General features: G+C 73.1%; 11 protein-coding genes and 2 riboswitches. Of the genes, 6 read left to right on the top strand and 5 right to left on the bottom strand.

The window, feature by feature from the left end:
• Positions 1-93 precede the first annotated feature (93 nt).
• The 4 genes from K7472_RS11630 to K7472_RS11615 form a co-directional block, all read right to left on the bottom strand.
• The gene (locus K7472_RS11630; RefSeq protein ID WP_222976933.1) at positions 94-1167 is read right to left on the bottom strand and encodes an enoyl-CoA hydratase/isomerase family protein; all 1074 of its coding nucleotides are present in this window, start codon (positions 1165-1167) and stop codon (positions 94-96) included.
• Complete coding sequence (locus tag K7472_RS11625; protein ID WP_222976931.1) at positions 1164-2306, bottom strand: acyl-CoA dehydrogenase family protein; 1143 nt, start codon at positions 2304-2306, stop codon at positions 1164-1166. The genes K7472_RS11630 and K7472_RS11625 overlap by 4 nt, the downstream gene beginning before the upstream one ends.
• Positions 2307-2312: 6 nt before the next feature.
• Positions 2313-3812: a CoA-acylating methylmalonate-semialdehyde dehydrogenase gene (locus tag K7472_RS11620; RefSeq protein ID WP_222976929.1), complete on the bottom strand. Its 1500-nt coding sequence runs from the start codon at positions 3810-3812 to the stop codon at positions 2313-2315.
• Positions 3813-4041: 229 nt separating this feature from the next.
• Positions 4042-4248: riboswitch (cobalamin riboswitch) on the bottom strand.
• A gap of 36 nt (positions 4249-4284) precedes the next feature.
• Positions 4285-5703 (bottom strand): short-chain fatty acyl-CoA regulator family protein, encoded by a 1419-nt coding sequence (locus tag K7472_RS11615; protein ID WP_222976927.1) that lies wholly within the window; start codon positions 5701-5703, stop codon positions 4285-4287.
• Between the two features lie 405 nt (positions 5704-6108).
• On the opposite strand from K7472_RS11615, the gene aceA reads away from it, so the two are divergent.
• The 4 genes from aceA to metE all read left to right on the top strand — a co-directional run bounded on the left by aceA (position 6109) and on the right by metE (position 12916).
• A complete protein-coding gene (gene aceA, locus K7472_RS11610; RefSeq protein ID WP_222976926.1) occupies positions 6109-7392 on the top strand; it encodes an isocitrate lyase in 1284 nt (427 codons plus the stop codon).
• A 131-nt stretch (positions 7393-7523) separates the two neighbouring features.
• Positions 7524-9131: a malate synthase A gene (gene aceB / locus K7472_RS11605; protein WP_222976924.1), complete on the top strand. Its 1608-nt coding sequence runs from the start codon at positions 7524-7526 to the stop codon at positions 9129-9131.
• On the top strand, positions 9128-9997 hold the full coding sequence (locus K7472_RS11600; RefSeq protein WP_222976923.1) for a 3-hydroxybutyryl-CoA dehydrogenase: 870 nt from the start codon (positions 9128-9130) through the stop codon (positions 9995-9997). Before aceB ends, K7472_RS11600 begins: the two co-directional genes overlap by 4 nt.
• A 205-nt stretch (positions 9998-10202) precedes the next feature.
• A riboswitch (cobalamin riboswitch) is annotated at positions 10203-10429 on the top strand.
• 168 nt (positions 10430-10597) lie between these two features.
• Entirely contained in the window at positions 10598-12916 is a 2319-nt protein-coding gene (gene metE / locus K7472_RS11595; protein WP_222976922.1) for a 5-methyltetrahydropteroyltriglutamate--homocysteine S-methyltransferase, read from the top strand.
• Between the two features lie 45 nt (positions 12917-12961).
• Here metE and K7472_RS11590 read toward each other — a convergent pair whose 3' ends face one another.
• On the bottom strand, positions 12962-13654 hold the full coding sequence (locus K7472_RS11590) for a hypothetical protein (protein ID WP_222976921.1): 693 nt from the start codon (positions 13652-13654) through the stop codon (positions 12962-12964).
• Between the two features lie 137 nt (positions 13655-13791).
• On the opposite strand from K7472_RS11590, the gene K7472_RS11585 reads away from it, so the two are divergent.
• Positions 13792-14445, top strand: coding sequence for a DUF3592 domain-containing protein (locus tag K7472_RS11585; protein WP_222976920.1), 654 nt, complete (start codon positions 13792-13794; stop codon positions 14443-14445).
• 300 nt (positions 14446-14745) lie between these two features.
• Positions 14746-15630: an alkaline phosphatase family protein gene (locus tag K7472_RS11580; RefSeq protein ID WP_222976919.1), complete on the top strand. Its 885-nt coding sequence runs from the start codon at positions 14746-14748 to the stop codon at positions 15628-15630.
• The last annotated feature ends 25 nt before the right edge of the window (positions 15631-15655 follow it).

The raw sequence follows: 15655 nt of genomic DNA, 5'->3' as shown, positions 1-15655 counted from the left end.
CGACGAACCCGATGACGCCGCGGACGCCGTCGCCACCGCTGGCCCCATCGCCGCTGCTGACGCCGTCGCCGCTGTTGGCACTGCTGGGACTGCTCACCAGGGAACCTCCTGTGTGGAGCCGGCGCCGGGCAGGTCGAGCTCCCGGTCGCCGAGCGGTGTGAACCAGCGGGCCACGTCCGCCTCGCCGACCTCCGCGAAGGTGGGCGGCGTCCAGCGCGGGGCGCGGTCCTTGTCGATCACCTGGGCGCGGATGCCCTCGACCAGGTCGGGCGAGGAGAGTGCGGCGCACGAGACCCGGTACTCCTGGCGCAGCACCTCCTCCAGCGGGCCGAGCGACCGCGCCCGGCGCAGCGCGGCCAGCGTCACCTTGACCGCGGTGGGCGACTTGGCGAGCAGCGTGCGTGCCGCCTCCTTGGCCGGCACCTCCCCCGCCGCCAGCAGCCGCTCCACGATCTCCTCGGCGGTGTCGGCCGCGTAGCAGCGGTCGATCCACCGGCGTTGCGCGTCGAGTTCACCGGGCGGCGCTGCGCTCACGTGCCGCGCGAGCGCCTCCCGTACGGGGGCGTGCGCGAGGTCGGCGAGGAAGCGGGGCAGGGCGGCGGACGGCACGAAGTGGTCGGCCAGGCCGCACCGTTGGGCGTCGTGGGCGCCGACGGGCGTGCCGGTGAGGGCGAGATGGGTGCCCAGCTCGCCCGGCGCCAGGGCCAGCAGGTAGGTGCCGCCGACGTCGGGCACGAAGCCGATGCCGGTCTCCGGCATGGCGATCCTGGAGCGTTCGGTCACCACGCGGACCGAGCCGTGGGCCGAGACGCCCACGCCGCCGCCCATCACGATGCCGTCCATGACCGCCACGTACGGCTTGGGGTAGCGGGCGACGCGGGCGTTGAGCCGGTACTCGTCGCGCCAGAAGTCCGCCGAGGCGGTGCCGCCGGAGCGCGCGTCGGCGTGGATGGCGCGGATGTCGCCGCCCGCGCACAGCCCGCGCTCTCCCTCGCCCGTGATGACGACCGTCTCGACGGCGTCGTCCTCCTCCCACCGTGTCAGGGCCTCGTCGATGCGGTGCACCATGTCGTGGGTGAGGGCGTTGAGCGCCTTCGGCCGGTTGAGCGTGAGGTACCCGGCGCGGCCCTCGGTGCGAGTGAGGACCGGCGCGTCGTCGGGCGTCACCGCGCGGCTCCGATCAGGTCGCGGGCCACGATCAGGCGCATGATCTCGTTGGTCCCTTCCAGGATCCGGTGGACCCGCAGGTCGCGGACGATCTTCTCGATGCCGTACTCGGCCAGGTAGCCGTAGCCGCCGTGCAGTTGGAGCGCCTCGTCGGCGACCCGGTAGCCGGTGTCGGTGGCGAACCGCTTGGCCATCGCGCACAGTTCCCGTGCCTGCGGGTCGCCCAGGTCCAGCGCCTCGGCCGCCTGCCGCACCAGCGCGCGGGCGGCGGCGAGTTCGGTGGCCATGTCGGCGAGCCGGAACTGGAGTGCCTGCGACTTCAGCAGCGGCGCGCCGAACGCCTCGCGGTCGGCGAGGTACTCCACGCTGCGGTGCAGGGCGGCGCGGGCACCGCCGAGGGAGCAGGCGGCGATCCCGAGGCGGCCGCCGTTGAGGCCGTTCATGGCGATGCGGAAGCCGTCGCCCTCCGCGCCGAGGCGGCGGTCGGCGGGCAGCCGGACGCCGTCCAGCACGACCTGGCGGGTGGGCTGCGCGTTCCAGCCCATCTTCTTCTCGTTGGGGCCGAACGAGACGCCCGGGTCGTCGCGGTCGACGACGAACGCCGAGATGCCGTCGGGCCCTTCGGCGCCGGTGCGGGCCATGACGACGTACAGCTGCGAGGCGCCCGCTCCGGAGATGAACTGCTTGACGCCGTTGAGCACGTAGGTGTCGCCGACGCGTTCCGCGCGGGTGGCGAGGGCCGCCGCGTCGGAGCCCGCGCCGGGTTCGGTCAGGCAGTAGCTGCCCAGGGTGTCCATCGCGCACAACCCCGGCAGCCAGCGGGCCCGCTGGGCGTCGTCGCCGTAGCGGTCGATCATCCAGCCGACCATGTTGTGGATCGACAGGTAGCCGGCGATCGAGGGGTCGCCGGTGGCCAGCACCTCGAAGATCACCACGCCGTCGGTGCGGGTGAGGCCGGAGCCGCCCGCGTCCTCGCGGACGTACACCCCGCCGAGCCCGAGCCCGGCCGCCTCGCGCAGGACGTCCAGGGGGAAGTGCTTGTCCTGGTCCCAGGCGACCGCGTGCGGGGCGATGCGGTCCTGGGTGAAGTCCAGTGTGGCTTCCGCCAGGGCGAGTTGGTCCTTGGTCAGTGTGCTCATCGCTGCTCAGCCCATCGTGGGGATGGTGAAGCTCGCGCCTTCCTTCACCCCGGAGGGCCAGCGCGAGGTGACGGTCTTGGTGCGGGTGTAGAAGCGCACGGAGTCGGGGCCGTGCTGGTTCAGGTCGCCGAATCCTGAGCGCTTCCAGCCGCCGAAGGTGTGGTACGCCACGGGCACCGGGATGGGCACGTTGACGCCGACCATGCCGGTGTCGACGCGGCGGGTGAAGTCGCGGGCGGTGTCGCCGTCGCGGGTGAAGATGGCGACGCCGTTGCCGTACGGGTGTTCCGAGGGCAGCCGAAGCGCCTCCTCGTAGTCGGCGGCGCGCACCACGGACAGCACCGGCCCGAAGATCTCCTCCTGGTAGATCCGCATGGCGGGGGTGACGCGGTCGAAGAGCGAGGCGCCCGCGAAGAAGCCGTCCTCGTGCCCGGGGAGGGTGAAGTCGCGTCCGTCCACGACGAGTTCGGCCCCCTCCTCGACGCCGAGGTCGACGTAGGAGCGCACCCGCTCCAGCGCGTCGCGGCTGACCAGCGGGCCGAAGTCGGAGGCCGGGTCGTCGGAGCGGCCGATGCGCAGGGCGGCGACGCGCTCCTTGAGGCGGGCCACCAGCGCGTCGGCGGTCTCCTCGCCCACGGGGACGGCCACCGAGATCGCCATGCAGCGCTCACCGGCCGAGCCGTAGCCCGCGCCGATCAGCGCGTCGACGGCCTGGTCGAGGTCGGCGTCCGGCATGACGATCATGTGGTTCTTGGCACCGCCGAAGCACTGCGCCCGCTTGCCGTGCGCGGCGGCGGTGGCGTAGATGTGCGCGGCGATCGGGGTGGAGCCGACGAAGCCGAGAGCCTCGACGCGCGGGTCCTCCAGCAGGGTGTCGACGGCTTCCTTGCCGCCGTTGACGACGTTGAGCACACCCGCCGGGAGGCCCGCCTCCAGGAAGAGTTCGGCGAGCCGCAGCGGTACCGAGGGGTCGCGCTCGGACGGCTTGAGGATGAAGGCGTTGCCGCAGGCCAACGCGGGGGCGGCCTTCCACAGCGGGATCATCGCGGGGAAGTTGAACGGGGTGATGCCCGCGACCACACCGATCGGGCGGCGCAGCGAGTGCACGTCGATGCCGGTGCCCGCGGCGTCGGTGAACTCACCCTTGAGCAGGTGCGGGATGCCCGCCGCGAACTCCACGACGTCCAGGCCGCGTTGGATGTCACCGTGGGCGTCCTCGATGGTCTTGCCGTGCTCGCTCGACAGCAGCCGGGCCAGGGAGTCCCGCTCGCCGTCGACGAGTTGCAGGAAGCGCAGCAGGACCCGGGCGCGGCGCTGCGGGTTCCACTCCCCCCACGCGCGCTGCGCCTCGGCGGCGTCGGCGATCGCCGCCTCGGTCTCGGCGCGGTCGGCCAGCGGGACGCGGGCGGTCACCTCACCGGTGTTCGGGTCGTACACGTCGCCGAAGGCGCCCGATGTTCCCGGGGTCTGCTTTCCGGCGATGAAGTGGGTCAGTTCACGGACCATGGAAACCTGCTCTCGTCAGTGCGATTCAGGTGCGATCCGGGGATGGCAGGGTCGGCCGGCGCAGCGCGCGAGGGTGTGCGCGACCGCTCGGCGGACCGTTCAGAAGGACGCGATGGCGCGGGAGCGGCCGGGGCGGGGGGACGTGCGTCCTCCCGGCCGGACCGGGGCCGGATCACCAGGGTCGTGGAGACGTACCGGTGCCATGCGTGTCTGCTCCATCCTCGTGGACAACACGGAACACCCCGCGACCGGTATCCTGACTCCCGGATCAGCGCCCGTCCTCCCGCCTTCCCGACGGCAGACTTCCTCCGTCAGTGGCGTGTCGTACAGCGAGGACGCGCTCCCCGGTCACAGTGGCGGGACCGTGCCGGATTCACACCGGCTTCCCTGCACCGCGGGCCTTGCCCACGAACATATAGTTGGACGTCCTAGTAAGTCCAGGACCAACTTCCGCCGTTCTCGTTCCCGCAGGTCAGCGCTGCCGCCCCGGTCGCTCCGCCACCGGGTAGGGCACGAAGGTCGTGCTGTTCTCGTCGATGGCCAGCGACCGGTCCAGCGGCGGCACCGCGCGCTGCGGGCAGTCCAGGCGTTCGCAGATGCGGCAGCCCATGCCGATCGGCGTGGCGGCGGAGACGTTGTCCAGGTCCAGGCCGTCGGAGTAGACCAGCCGGGAGGCGTGCCGCACCTCGCAGCCGAGACCGATGGCGAAGGTCTTGCCCGGCTCGCCCCAGCCGCCGCGGTGCCGGGTGACGGTCCGCGCGGTCCACAGGTACCGCTGCCCGTCCGGCATCGCGGCGATCTGCACGTGGATGCGGCCGGGGGCGGCGAACGCCTCGTAGACGTTCCACAGCGGGCAGGTGCCGCCGGCCCGGGAGAAGTGGAAGCCGGTGGCCGACTGGCGCTTGGAGAGGTTGCCCGCCCGGTCCACCCGCACGAAGGAGAACGGCACGCCGCGCAGCCGGGGCCGTTGCAGCGTGCTCAGCCGGTGGCAGACCGTCTCGTAGCCGAGGCCGAAGCGGTCGGTGAGGCGCTCGATGTCGTAGCGCAGTTCCTCGGCGGCGGCGTGGAAGGCGCGGTAGGGCAGCACCAGCGCGGCGGCGAAGTAGTTGGCGATGCCGATGCGCGCCAACGACCAGGTGGCGGAGCCGTGTTCGTGGTCCTCGGAGGCGAGCGCGGACAGTTCCTCGTCGTACTCCAGCAGGGCGAGCTGGGTCGCCATGCGGAACGCCTGCTGGCCGGGGCGCAGGCGGTTGGACAGGTGGAGGACGCGGGCGTGGCCGTCGTAGTGGTGCAGGCGGTCGGTGGTGTCGGCCGCCAGGCGCACGCCGTGCCGGTCGGTGAGGCGTGCGCTCAGGGCGCGCAGCACCTCGCCGGGCCTGATGCCGATCGCGGCGGCCAGGTCCTCGGCGGCCAGGTCGGCCTCGTGCAGGTAGTTCTGCCTGCGGTAGAAGAACTCGCGGATCTCCTCGTGCGGTGACCACGGCAGGGTCGGGCCGCCGGTGCCGCGGTTGTCGGAGGTACGGGCGACCTGCTCGGTCAGCGCCTGCTTGCGGCGGCTCAGGTCGATCAGGACGGCGGCGACCGTGGGCAGGCGGGAGGCGAGTTCGGCCAGCTCCGAGGGGGCGACGCGGTCGGCGGCGACCTCGTCGGCCAGCGCCTCGCGCAGGTCGGCCAGGACGCGGTTGGTGTCGCGTTCGGAGAAGAAGCCCGGGTCCACGCCGAACGCCTCGGTGAGCCGCAGCAGTACCGGCACGGTCAGCGGCCGGGAGTCGTGCTCCATCTGGTTGAGGTAGCTGGGCGAGATCGCCAGGACGCGGGCCAGCTCCGCCTGGCTGAGCCGCCGTTCCTCGCGCAGCCTGCGCAGCCGGGCGCCGGCGTAGGTCTTGGCCATCGTGTCCTCCCTCCCGGGGCTCCGCCCGGTCCCCCTCCGGGGGTCGTGTGCGGTCACCTTAGCCGCCGCGAGGACCGGTCAGGGCTTCGCAACCTTGGCAATCGGCGAGCGGAAGATTCGCAGAAGTTGGCATCGAGTCACTCTTGATGGCACTCAGTGCCACTGCGACAGTCGTAGTGCGGCCGCCGGAACCCCGGCGAAGCGACCGGACACCGGGCGCGATTCATGCCCTGACGTCGTCAGACACCGGATCGTCCAGGCCGTCCGCCGGGCCCGCCGCATCCACGTCGCGTACCACCGCAACGGGCCCGGCGGGCCGCACCCGCTAGGCACCCGGTGCCTAGCGGTTCCTTTCACACCATTGGCACGAACGCATCCCGGCACGAAGCGAACTCAGGAGTGGTCATGACCCAGGCAGGCAGGACGACGGCCGACGAGCTGGCCCGGCGGTGGGCGACCGATCCGCGCTGGAAGGGCGTCGAGCGCACCTACACCGCCGCCGACGTCGTTCGGCTGTCCGGCAGCGTCCGTGAGGAGCACACCCTCGCCCGGCGCAGCGCCGAGCGGCTGTGGCGCCTGCTGCACGACGAGGACTACATCCACGCCCTCGGCGCGCTCACCGGCGGCCAGGCCGTCCAGCAGGTGCGCGCCGGGCTGAAGGCCATCTACCTGTCCGGCTGGCAGGTCGCCGCCGACGCCAACCTGTCCGGCCACACCTACCCCGACCAGAGCCTGTACCCGGCCAACTCGGTGCCGCAGGTGGTCCGGCGGATCAACAACGCGCTGCTGCGCGCCGACCAGATCGCCACCTCCGAGGGCGGCACCGACACCACCGAGTGGCTGGCGCCGATCGTCGCCGACGCGGAGGCCGGCTTCGGCGGTCCGCTCAACGCGTTCGAGCTGACCAAGGCGATGATCGCGGCCGGCGCCGCGGGCATCCACTACGAGGACCAGCTCGCCTCCGAGAAGAAGTGCGGCCACCTCGGTGGCAAGGTCCTGGTCCCGACCGGCCAGCACATCCGCACCCTGAACGCGGCCCGCCTGGCCGCCGACATCGCCGACGTGCCGACCCTGATCGTGGCCCGCACCGACGCGCTCGCCGCCAACCTGCTCACCAGCGACGTGGACGAGCGCGACGCCCGCTTCTGCACCGGCGACCGCACCGCCGAGGGCTTCTACCGGGTGGAGAACGGCATGGCGCCGGTCATCGCCCGCGGCCTCGCCTACGCGCCCTACGCGGACCTGCTGTGGGTGGAGACCGGCACCCCGGACCTCGCCCAGGCCCGCGAGTTCGCCGAGGCGATCCACGCCGAGCACCCCGACCAGATGCTGGCGTACAACTGCTCGCCGTCGTTCAACTGGAAGGCCGCGCTGGACGACGACCAGATCGCCAAGTTCCAGCGGGAGCTGGGCGCGATGGGATACCGCTTCCAGTTCATCACGCTGGCCGGTTTCCACTCCCTCAACCACGCCATGTTCGACCTGGCGCGCGGCTACGCCGACCACGGCATGACCGCCTATGTCGACCTGCAGGAGCGGGAGTTCGCCGCGCAGGCCGAGGGCTTCACCGCCGTCAAGCACCAGCGCGAGGTGGGCACCGGGTACTTCGACCTGGTCTCGACCGCGGTCAACCCGGCCTCCTCCACCACCGCGCTCAGCGGTTCCACCGAGGAAGAGCAGTTCCACTGAGCCGCACCTGACCCCGGTCCACCGAGCCGTCCCTGATCCCGGTGCCGCCGCGCGCCTCGTCCCCGCGCGGCGGCACCGCGCCGCCACACCCCCTGCGGGTCCGCCTCCCGCACACCGACAGGAGCCATGCCATGGCGCAGATCGCAGCACCGATCCGGGTGGAGGTCGCCGGCGAGCCCGGGGACCGGTTCGAGGAGATCCTCACCCCCGCCGCCCTGGACTTCATCGCCCGTCTCGACGCGGCCTTCGAGGGCCGCCGCCGCGACCTGCTCACCGAACGCCGCCGCCGCGCGCAGCGGCTGCGCTCCGGCGAACCGCTCGACTTCTCCCTCGCCACCCGCGCGGTGCGCGAGGACCCGCACTGGCGGGTCGCGCCGCCCGCGCCCGGGCTGGCCGACCGCCGGGTGGAGATCACCGGGCCGCCGGAGCGGCGCATGACGGTCAACGCCCTCAACTCCGGTGCCCGGGTGTGGATGGCGGACTTCGAGGACGCCACGTCGCCGACCTGGCACAACATCGTCTCCGGCCAGCTGAACCTGCGGGATGCGATCGAGCGCCGCATCGACTTCACCACGGCCGACGGCAAGGCCTACCGGCTGTGCGACGACCCGGCCACCATCGTGGTCAGGCCGCGCGGCTGGCACCTGACCGAGGAGCACCTGCGGATCGACGGGCGTCCGGTCTCCGCGTCGCTCGTCGACTTCGGCCTGTACTTCTTCCACTGCGCCCAGCGGCAGATCGACGCCGGCCGCGGCCCGTACTTCTACCTGCCGAAGCTGGAGAACCACTACGAGGCCCGGCTGTGGAACGACGTGTTCGTGCTCGCCCAGGACCTGATGGACATCCCGCGCGGCACCGTCCGGGCCACCGTGCTGATCGAGACGATCACCGCCGCGTTCGAGATGGAGGAGATCCTCCACGAACTGCGCGAGCACAGCGCGGGGCTCAACGCGGGCCGCTGGGACTACCTGTTCAGCCTGATCAAGAACTTCTCCCACCGCCCCGACTTCGTGCTGCCCGACCGGGCCCGGGTCACCATGACCGCGCCGTTCCTGCGCGCGTACACCGAACTGCTGGTGCGCACCTGCCACCGGCGCGGCGCGCACGCCATCGGCGGCATGGCCGCGCACGTTCCCAGCCGGGACCCGCGTGCCAACGAGGCGGCGTTCGCGAAGGTGCGGCTGGACAAGGAGCGCGAGGCGGAGGCGGGCTTCGACGGCTCGTGGGTCGCCCACCCGGGCCTGGTGCCGCTGTGCCGTGAGGTCTTCGACGGCGTGCTGGGCGACGCCCCGCACCAGATCGCCAGGCTCCGCGACGACGTGCACGTCACCGCGGCCGACCTGCTCGCGGTGCGCGGGGTCGCCGGACCGCCCACGCCGGAGGGGGTGCGCGCGGACGTCGCCGTGGCGCTGCGGTACTTCGACGCGTGGCTGCGCGGCAGCGGCGCCGTCGCGTTGTACGGGCTGATGGAGGACGCCGCGACGGCGGAGATCGCCCGCACCCAGCTGTGGCAGTGGCTGCGGCACGGCGCCGTGGACCTCGCGACGATGACCGCGATGCTGGACGCGGAGTGCGCGGCGCTGGAACGCGAGCGGCCGGACGCGCTGGTGACCGAGGCCCGCGACATCCTCGAACGCACCGCGCTGAGGCGGGAGTTGCCCGCCTTCTTCACCACCGACGCCTACACCCGTCACCTCGTCGCCGACCGGCTCGCCGCCCATGCGGCGGTGCGCCCGTGAGCGCCGTGCCGCGCCGCGTCGGCGTGGTCGGCGGCGGGCAGATGGGCGCGGGGATCGCGGAGGTCTGCGCCCGCGCGGGACTGGACACGGTGGTGTGCGAGGCGAACGCCGCCGCGACCTCGGCGGCCCGCGAGCGGATCGCCCGCTCCCTCGACCAGGCGGTGGCCCGGGGCAAGGCGGACGCCGGGGAACGGGACGCGGCGCTGGCCCGGCTGGCCTTCACCGCGGACCTGGACGACCTGGCCGACCGGGAGCTGGTGGTCGAGGCGGTCGTGGAGGACGCCGAGGTCAAGACCGAGGTCTTCCGCAGGCTCGACAAGATCGTGCGGGATCCGGACGCGATCCTGGCCACCAACACCTCGGCGATCCCGGTGATGCGCCTGGGCATGGCCACCGGCCGTGCCGACCACGTCGTGGGGCTGCACTTCTTCAACCCGGTGCCGGTGCTGCCGCTGGTCGAGATCGTCACCTCGCTGCACACCGGCGCGGACACCCTGGCCCGGGTCGAGGAGTTCGCCACCGGGGTGCTGGGCAAGACGGCGATCCGCTCCCAGGACCGCGCGGGCTTCGTCGTCAACGCGCTGCTCATCCCGTACCTCCTGGCGGCGATCCGGATGGCCGAGTCGGGATTCGCCACGGCATCGGACGTGGACGCGGGGATGGAGCTGGGCTGCGCGCACCCGATGGGACCGCTGAAACTGGCCGACCTGATCGGTCTCGACACCGTCGCGTCGATCGCGGACTCGCTGTACGCGGAGTTCAAGGAGCCGTCCTACGCCCCGCCGCCGCTGCTGTCGCGGATGGTGGAGGCGGGGCTGCTGGGCCGCAAGACGGGGCGAGGGTTCCACACCTACTCCCGGGGTTGAGGGACCCCGGGCCCGGCCGGGCGGAAGCGGACCCGGCCCACGCGGGCGGGGCGTGCGGCGGACGGTCGGTCCGCGGCACGCCCCGCGTCGCGTTCCCGGAAGGCGTGGCCACGCCTTCGTGACGACACGCCCTCGTGGCCGACACGCCGTCTCACCTCGCCGTCCGCGATGTGGGCGGTCCTGTCCCTCCCCTCGTTCGCCCTCTAGGCTGGCCGGTGCAGCTGGTTCGCCCCGTCCGCCAGGCGGTGGCGTCGCAAGAGGGAACCCGGTGGGAATCCGGGACTGCCCCGCAGCGGTGAGCGGGAACGACCGCCGTCATACGCACTGGATCCGGGCCGCGGATCCGGGAAGCGACGGCCAGTAGGTGTCCGCCGGGACCATCCGGCAGGCGTGCCCGTGAGTCCGAAGACCTGCCCGTTGCCCGCGTGCGACCGATCGCGCGCGGATGTCCCGGAAGACCTTCGAGGGCGGGTCGGGAGCGTCACCGCACGACACGCGCGCGTCGCCACGCGACCGGCGCGGCGCCGTCGGCCTGTCGTCCCCTTCGCGCCCCGCGGGCCCCTTCCGTGACCGCACGAGTCACGCTCGCGAAGGAGAGTCATGACAGCGAAGCCCGCAGCCGCGGCAGCACGGGCCACCGTGTACGGCTACCCCCGTCAGGGGCCCGACCGGGAACTGAAGAAGGCCGTCGAGGGCTACTGGAAGGGCAAGGTCACCGCCGACGCGCTGGCCACCACCGCCCGTGAACTGCGCCGGTCCAACTGGCGCGCCCTGGCCGACGCCGGTGTCCACGAGGTGCCGACCGGCGACTTCTCGTACTACGACCACGTGCTGGACACCAGCGTGATGGTCGGTGCCGTCCCGGAACGCCACCGCGCGGCGGTCGCCGCGGACACCCTCGACGGGTACTTCGCGATGGCCCGCGGCACCCAGGAGGTGGCGCCGCTGGAGATGACCAAGTGGTTCGACACCAACTACCACTACCTCGTGCCGGAGTTGGGCCCGGACACCGTCTTCACCGCGGACTCCGCCAAGCAGGTCGCCGAGCTGTCCGAGGCGGTCGCGCTGAGGCTGGCCGCCCGCCCGGTGCTGCTCGGCCCGGTCACCTACCTGCTGCTGTCCAAGCCCGCGCCGGACGCCGACCCGGGCTTCGAACCGCTGACGCTGCTGGACCGGCTGCTGCCGGTGTACGCGGAGGTACTGGCGGACCTGCGGGCCGCGGGCGCCGAGTGGGTACAGCTGGACGAGCCCGCGCTGGTGCAGGACCGCACCCCCGCCGAGCTGAACGCGGCGACCCGCGCCTACCGTGAGCTGGGCGCGCTCACCGACCGGCCGAAGCTGCTGGTCGCCTCGTACTTCGACCGCCTGGGCGACGCGCTGCCGGTGCTGGCGAAGGCACCGGTGGAGGGGCTGGCGCTGGACTTCACCGACGCGGCGGCGGGCAACCTCGACGCGCTCGCGGCGGCCGGCGGACTGCCCGGCAAGCGGCTGGTCGCCGGCGTGGTCAACGGCCGCAACATCTGGATCAACGACCTGACCCGCTCGCTGTCCACCCTCGGCACCCTGCTGGGCCTGGCCGACCGGGTCGACGTATCCGCCTCCTGCTCGTTGCTGCACGTTCCGCTGGACGCGGCGGCGGAACGCGACATCGACCCGCAGATCGTGCGCTGGCTGGCGTTCGCCAAGCAGAAGACCGCCGAGATCGTCACGCTCGCCAAGGGCCTGTCGCAGGGCACCGACGCGATCGCGGCCGAACTCGCCGCCAACCGGGCCGACCTGGCCTCGCGCGCCGGTTCCGCGATCATCCGCGACCCGGCGGTGCGCGAGCGGGCCGCCGCGGTGACCGACGCGGACGCCCGCCGTTCCCAGCCGTACCCGGACCGGGCTGCTGCCCAACGCTCCCACCTGCGGCTGCCGTTGCTGCCCACCACCACGATCGGCTCGTTCCCGCAGACGTCCGAACTGCGCGCGGCCCGGGCCGGGTTGCGGGCCGGACGGCTCGACACCGCGGGGTACGAGGAGCGGGTGCGCTCCGAGATCCGCGAGGTGATCGGCTTCCAGGAGAAGACCGGTCTCGACGTCCTCGTGCACGGCGAGGCCGAACGCAACGACATGGTGCAGTACTTCGCCGAACAGCTCACCGGCTACCTCGCCACGCAGCACGGCTGGGTGCAGTCGTACGGCACCCGCTACGTGCGTCCGCCGATCCTGGCGGGCGACATCTCGCGGCCGGAGCCGATGACGGTGCGCTGGACCACGTACGCGCAGTCGCTCACCGACCGGCCGGTCAAGGGCATGCTGACCGGTCCCGTGACGATGCTGGCCTGGTCGTTCGTCCGTGACGACCAGCCGCTGGGCGAGACCGCCCGGCAGGTGGCGCTGGCGCTGCGCGACGAGGTGAACGACCTGGAGGCGGCGGGGACTTCGGTCATCCAGGTCGACGAGCCCGCGCTGCGCGAGACGCTGCCGCTGCGCGCGGCCGACCGCCCGGCGTACCTGGCGTGGGCCACCGAGGCGTTCCGGCTCAGCACGAGCGGCGTGCGTCCCGAGACCCAGATCCACACGCACATGTGCTACGCGGAGTTCGGCGACATCGTGCAGGCCATCGACGACCTCGACGCGGACGTCATCAGCCTGGAGGCGGCCCGCTCCCACATGCAGGTCGCGCGGGAACTGGCCGCCCACGGCTACCCGCGCGAGGCGGGCCCCGGCGTCTACGACATCCACTCGCCGCGCGTGCCGAGCGCCGAGGAGGCCGCGACGCTGCTGCGCGCGGGCCTGGAGGCGATTCCGGCCGAGCGTCTGTGGGTCAACCCGGACTGCGGCCTGAAGACCCGCGGCTGGCCGGAGACCAGGTCCTCCCTGGAGAACCTGGTGACCGCGGCCCGCACGGTCCGCACGGAGCTGTCGGCCTCTTGAGGTACTGACGCACTGACGTCTTGACCTTCTGACGCACCGACGCCGTCAGGGGCGACGGCGGCGCTCCCCCGCCGCCGTCGCCCGCGTACCCGGCACGGCCACCGTCGAGGTCACCCGTACCAGGCAGGGCCCGGGCGGCGTGGAGCCGAATCCGAAGCGCACCGGGGGGACCACGGGCCGCAGCGCCCCCAGGTCCACGCCGTCGAACGTGGTGCGGGCCGCGGTGATCGGCAGCAGGTCGCGCGCCGCGTACCACTCGCGTCTCCCGCCGCCCGCGCCGCCGTACGTGCGCACCCCCGCCAGCAGCCGCGCGGGGACGTCCAGCAGGGCGCACCACGACGGCCGGACGGCGAGCGCGCCGGGCACCGCCCGCAGCAGCGTCCCGAGCGTCCCCCGGCGCCCGGTGGCGAACCGCAGGTCCAGCGGCCCCGCCGTCACCGACCAGCCCCCGCCGGGTCCGCCCCGCACGGCGACCGGGACCACCCGCACCTCGTCGAACGTGTAGGTGTCGGCGACGAACCGCGCGACCGCCGTCGTGGGCGCCAGCAACGTCCGTGTGCCGTCCGCGCGTTCGACCATGACGTCGGTGAACGCGCCGAACGGCGAGCGCGTCCAGTGGCCGACGACGACCCGCGTGCCGGACGCCGTGCCGACCCCGGCGATCCAGCCGTCGAAGCGCAGGCGTTCACGCCCTGCGGACGACCGCCTGCGCGCCCGGCGCGCGAGTGACTGCCTCATTGCGGGCGCCTTCCCGGCACGGCGCCCGGTGCAACCCGGGGGCTCGGAGCGTCACCTGAGCGGCCGTAAGCGACGCTGAAAGGGGGGTTCAGCGGATCGCGCTGGTGCGCGGTGGTGGTGGTTGGGACCTTGGCGGCATGAACACGACGCGGCGCATCGGCGCCCTGCCCTCACGGCCGTACGGCACGGCCCGTTCCCTGGCGGCGACGGTCAGCGGCGGTGCGAGGGCGGCCGGCAACGCCGCCACCGGACTGGTGCTCGCCGGTACCGCGCTGGCCGCCTGGACCCGCTGGGGTACCGCGCCGTGGCGGGACGGGTGGGTCCTCGCGGTGGGCGCGGCCGCGGCCGGCATCGTCTGCGGGGTGCTGCGTCTGGCGCTGGGCGGCCGGGACGGCGACGCGCGGCCCCGGACGATGGCGGCGGCCGTGCTGGTGTGGGTGTTCGCCGCGTGCTTCGCGTTCTCGATGAGTGCCTGGTTCCACGAACTCGGTCTCGACCGCCGGGCCACCGCGCGGGTGTCCGCGACGGTGACGGGGTGCCGCGACCGGTACGACGCCGGGACGCAGTGCGACTACCACTGGTGGCTGGACGGGCGCGAGCACACCTCCCGGGACACCGCGTCCCGCCCCTGGCCCGACGGCCACCGGGTCACCGTGCGCGTCGACCCGGCCCGGCCGGACGACCCGGCCGTGGTCGGGCGCGGGTACTGGGCGCTGTGGATCGGCGCCGCGGTCGGCGCCACGGGGACGCCCTTCGCGCTGATCCTCCTGTGGATCGCCGAGGTGACGTGAGGCGGGCGCGGCCCGGGCTCCGAGCGAGCGCCGTCCTCCTGGCGCCGGGGCGGACGCGTTCCTCCTGGCGCCGGGGCGAGCGCGTTCCTCCTGGCGCCGGAGCCGGCGCGTTCCTCCGCCCGGTGTTCACCCGCGCGCCGCCGACTTGTCCTGTGCACGCCATCGTTGGGGCGCAGGATGCCGAACGCCCGCTTCCGCGCGCTCGCGTGGGCGGCACGCACCGCGCACCGCCGCGGGCCGCACGACCGGCCCGCCCTGTACGGCCCGTCCCGTCCGCCCCCCGCCCGTTGGAGGCCTCCCATGCGCCCCAGGCCGCGCTTCACCGTGCCGTTCGCCGTCGCCGCCGCGACCGGCGCCGTCCTCGCCGCGACGCTCGCCCCGCACGGCGCCGCCGCCTCGGCCACCCCCGCCAAGGCGGCTGCAGACGCCATCCCCACCCCGTCGCACGTCGTCGTGGTGATGGAGGAGAACCACTCCTACTCCGACATCATCGGCAACACCTCGCAGGCCCCGTACTTCAACTCCCTCGCCTCGCAAGGCGCGTTGCTCACCTCGTCGTTCGCGGTGACGCACCCGAGCGAGCCCAACTACATGGCGCTGTTCAGCGGCAGCACCTACGACCTGACCGCCGACAGCTGCCCGGTGAATGAGGGTTCGGACGCCAACCTCGGCTCCGAACTCCTCGCCTCGGGGCGGACGTTCAAGGGGTACTCGGAGGGCCTGCCGAAGACCGGCTCGACCAGCTGCACGTCGGGCTCCTACGCGCGCAAGCACTCCCCGTGGATCAACTTCAGCAACGTTCCCGCCTCCGACTCGGTCCCGTTCTCGTCCTTCCCCACCGACTACTCCACGCTGCCCACGCTCTCGTTCGTCATCCCGAACCTCGACGACGACATGCACGACGGCACCATCAACCAGGCCGACACCTGGCTGAACAAGAACCTCTCCGCGTACGCGACCTGGGCGAAGGCCAACAACAGCCTGCTGATCGTCACGTGGGACGAGGACGACTACACCGAGAACAACCAGATCCCCACGATCATCGTCGGCGACCACGTCAAGACGGGCCACTACAGCGAGGACGTCGACCACTACGACCTGCTCGCCACGCTGGAGCAGCTGTACGGTCTCGAGCCGGTCGGCCAGAGCGCCGACGCGACCCCGATCACCGACATCTGGGACTAGGCACCCCTGCCCCTCTCTCCCCCGC

The organism is Streptantibioticus parmotrematis, from assembly GCF_019890615.1.
In the GTDB taxonomy this organism is placed as follows: Bacteria; Actinomycetota; Actinomycetes; order Streptomycetales; family Streptomycetaceae; genus Streptantibioticus_D; species Streptantibioticus_D parmotrematis.
Note: the sequence above shows the minus strand (reverse complement) of the source record. Positions and strands in the feature narration are given on the sequence as shown.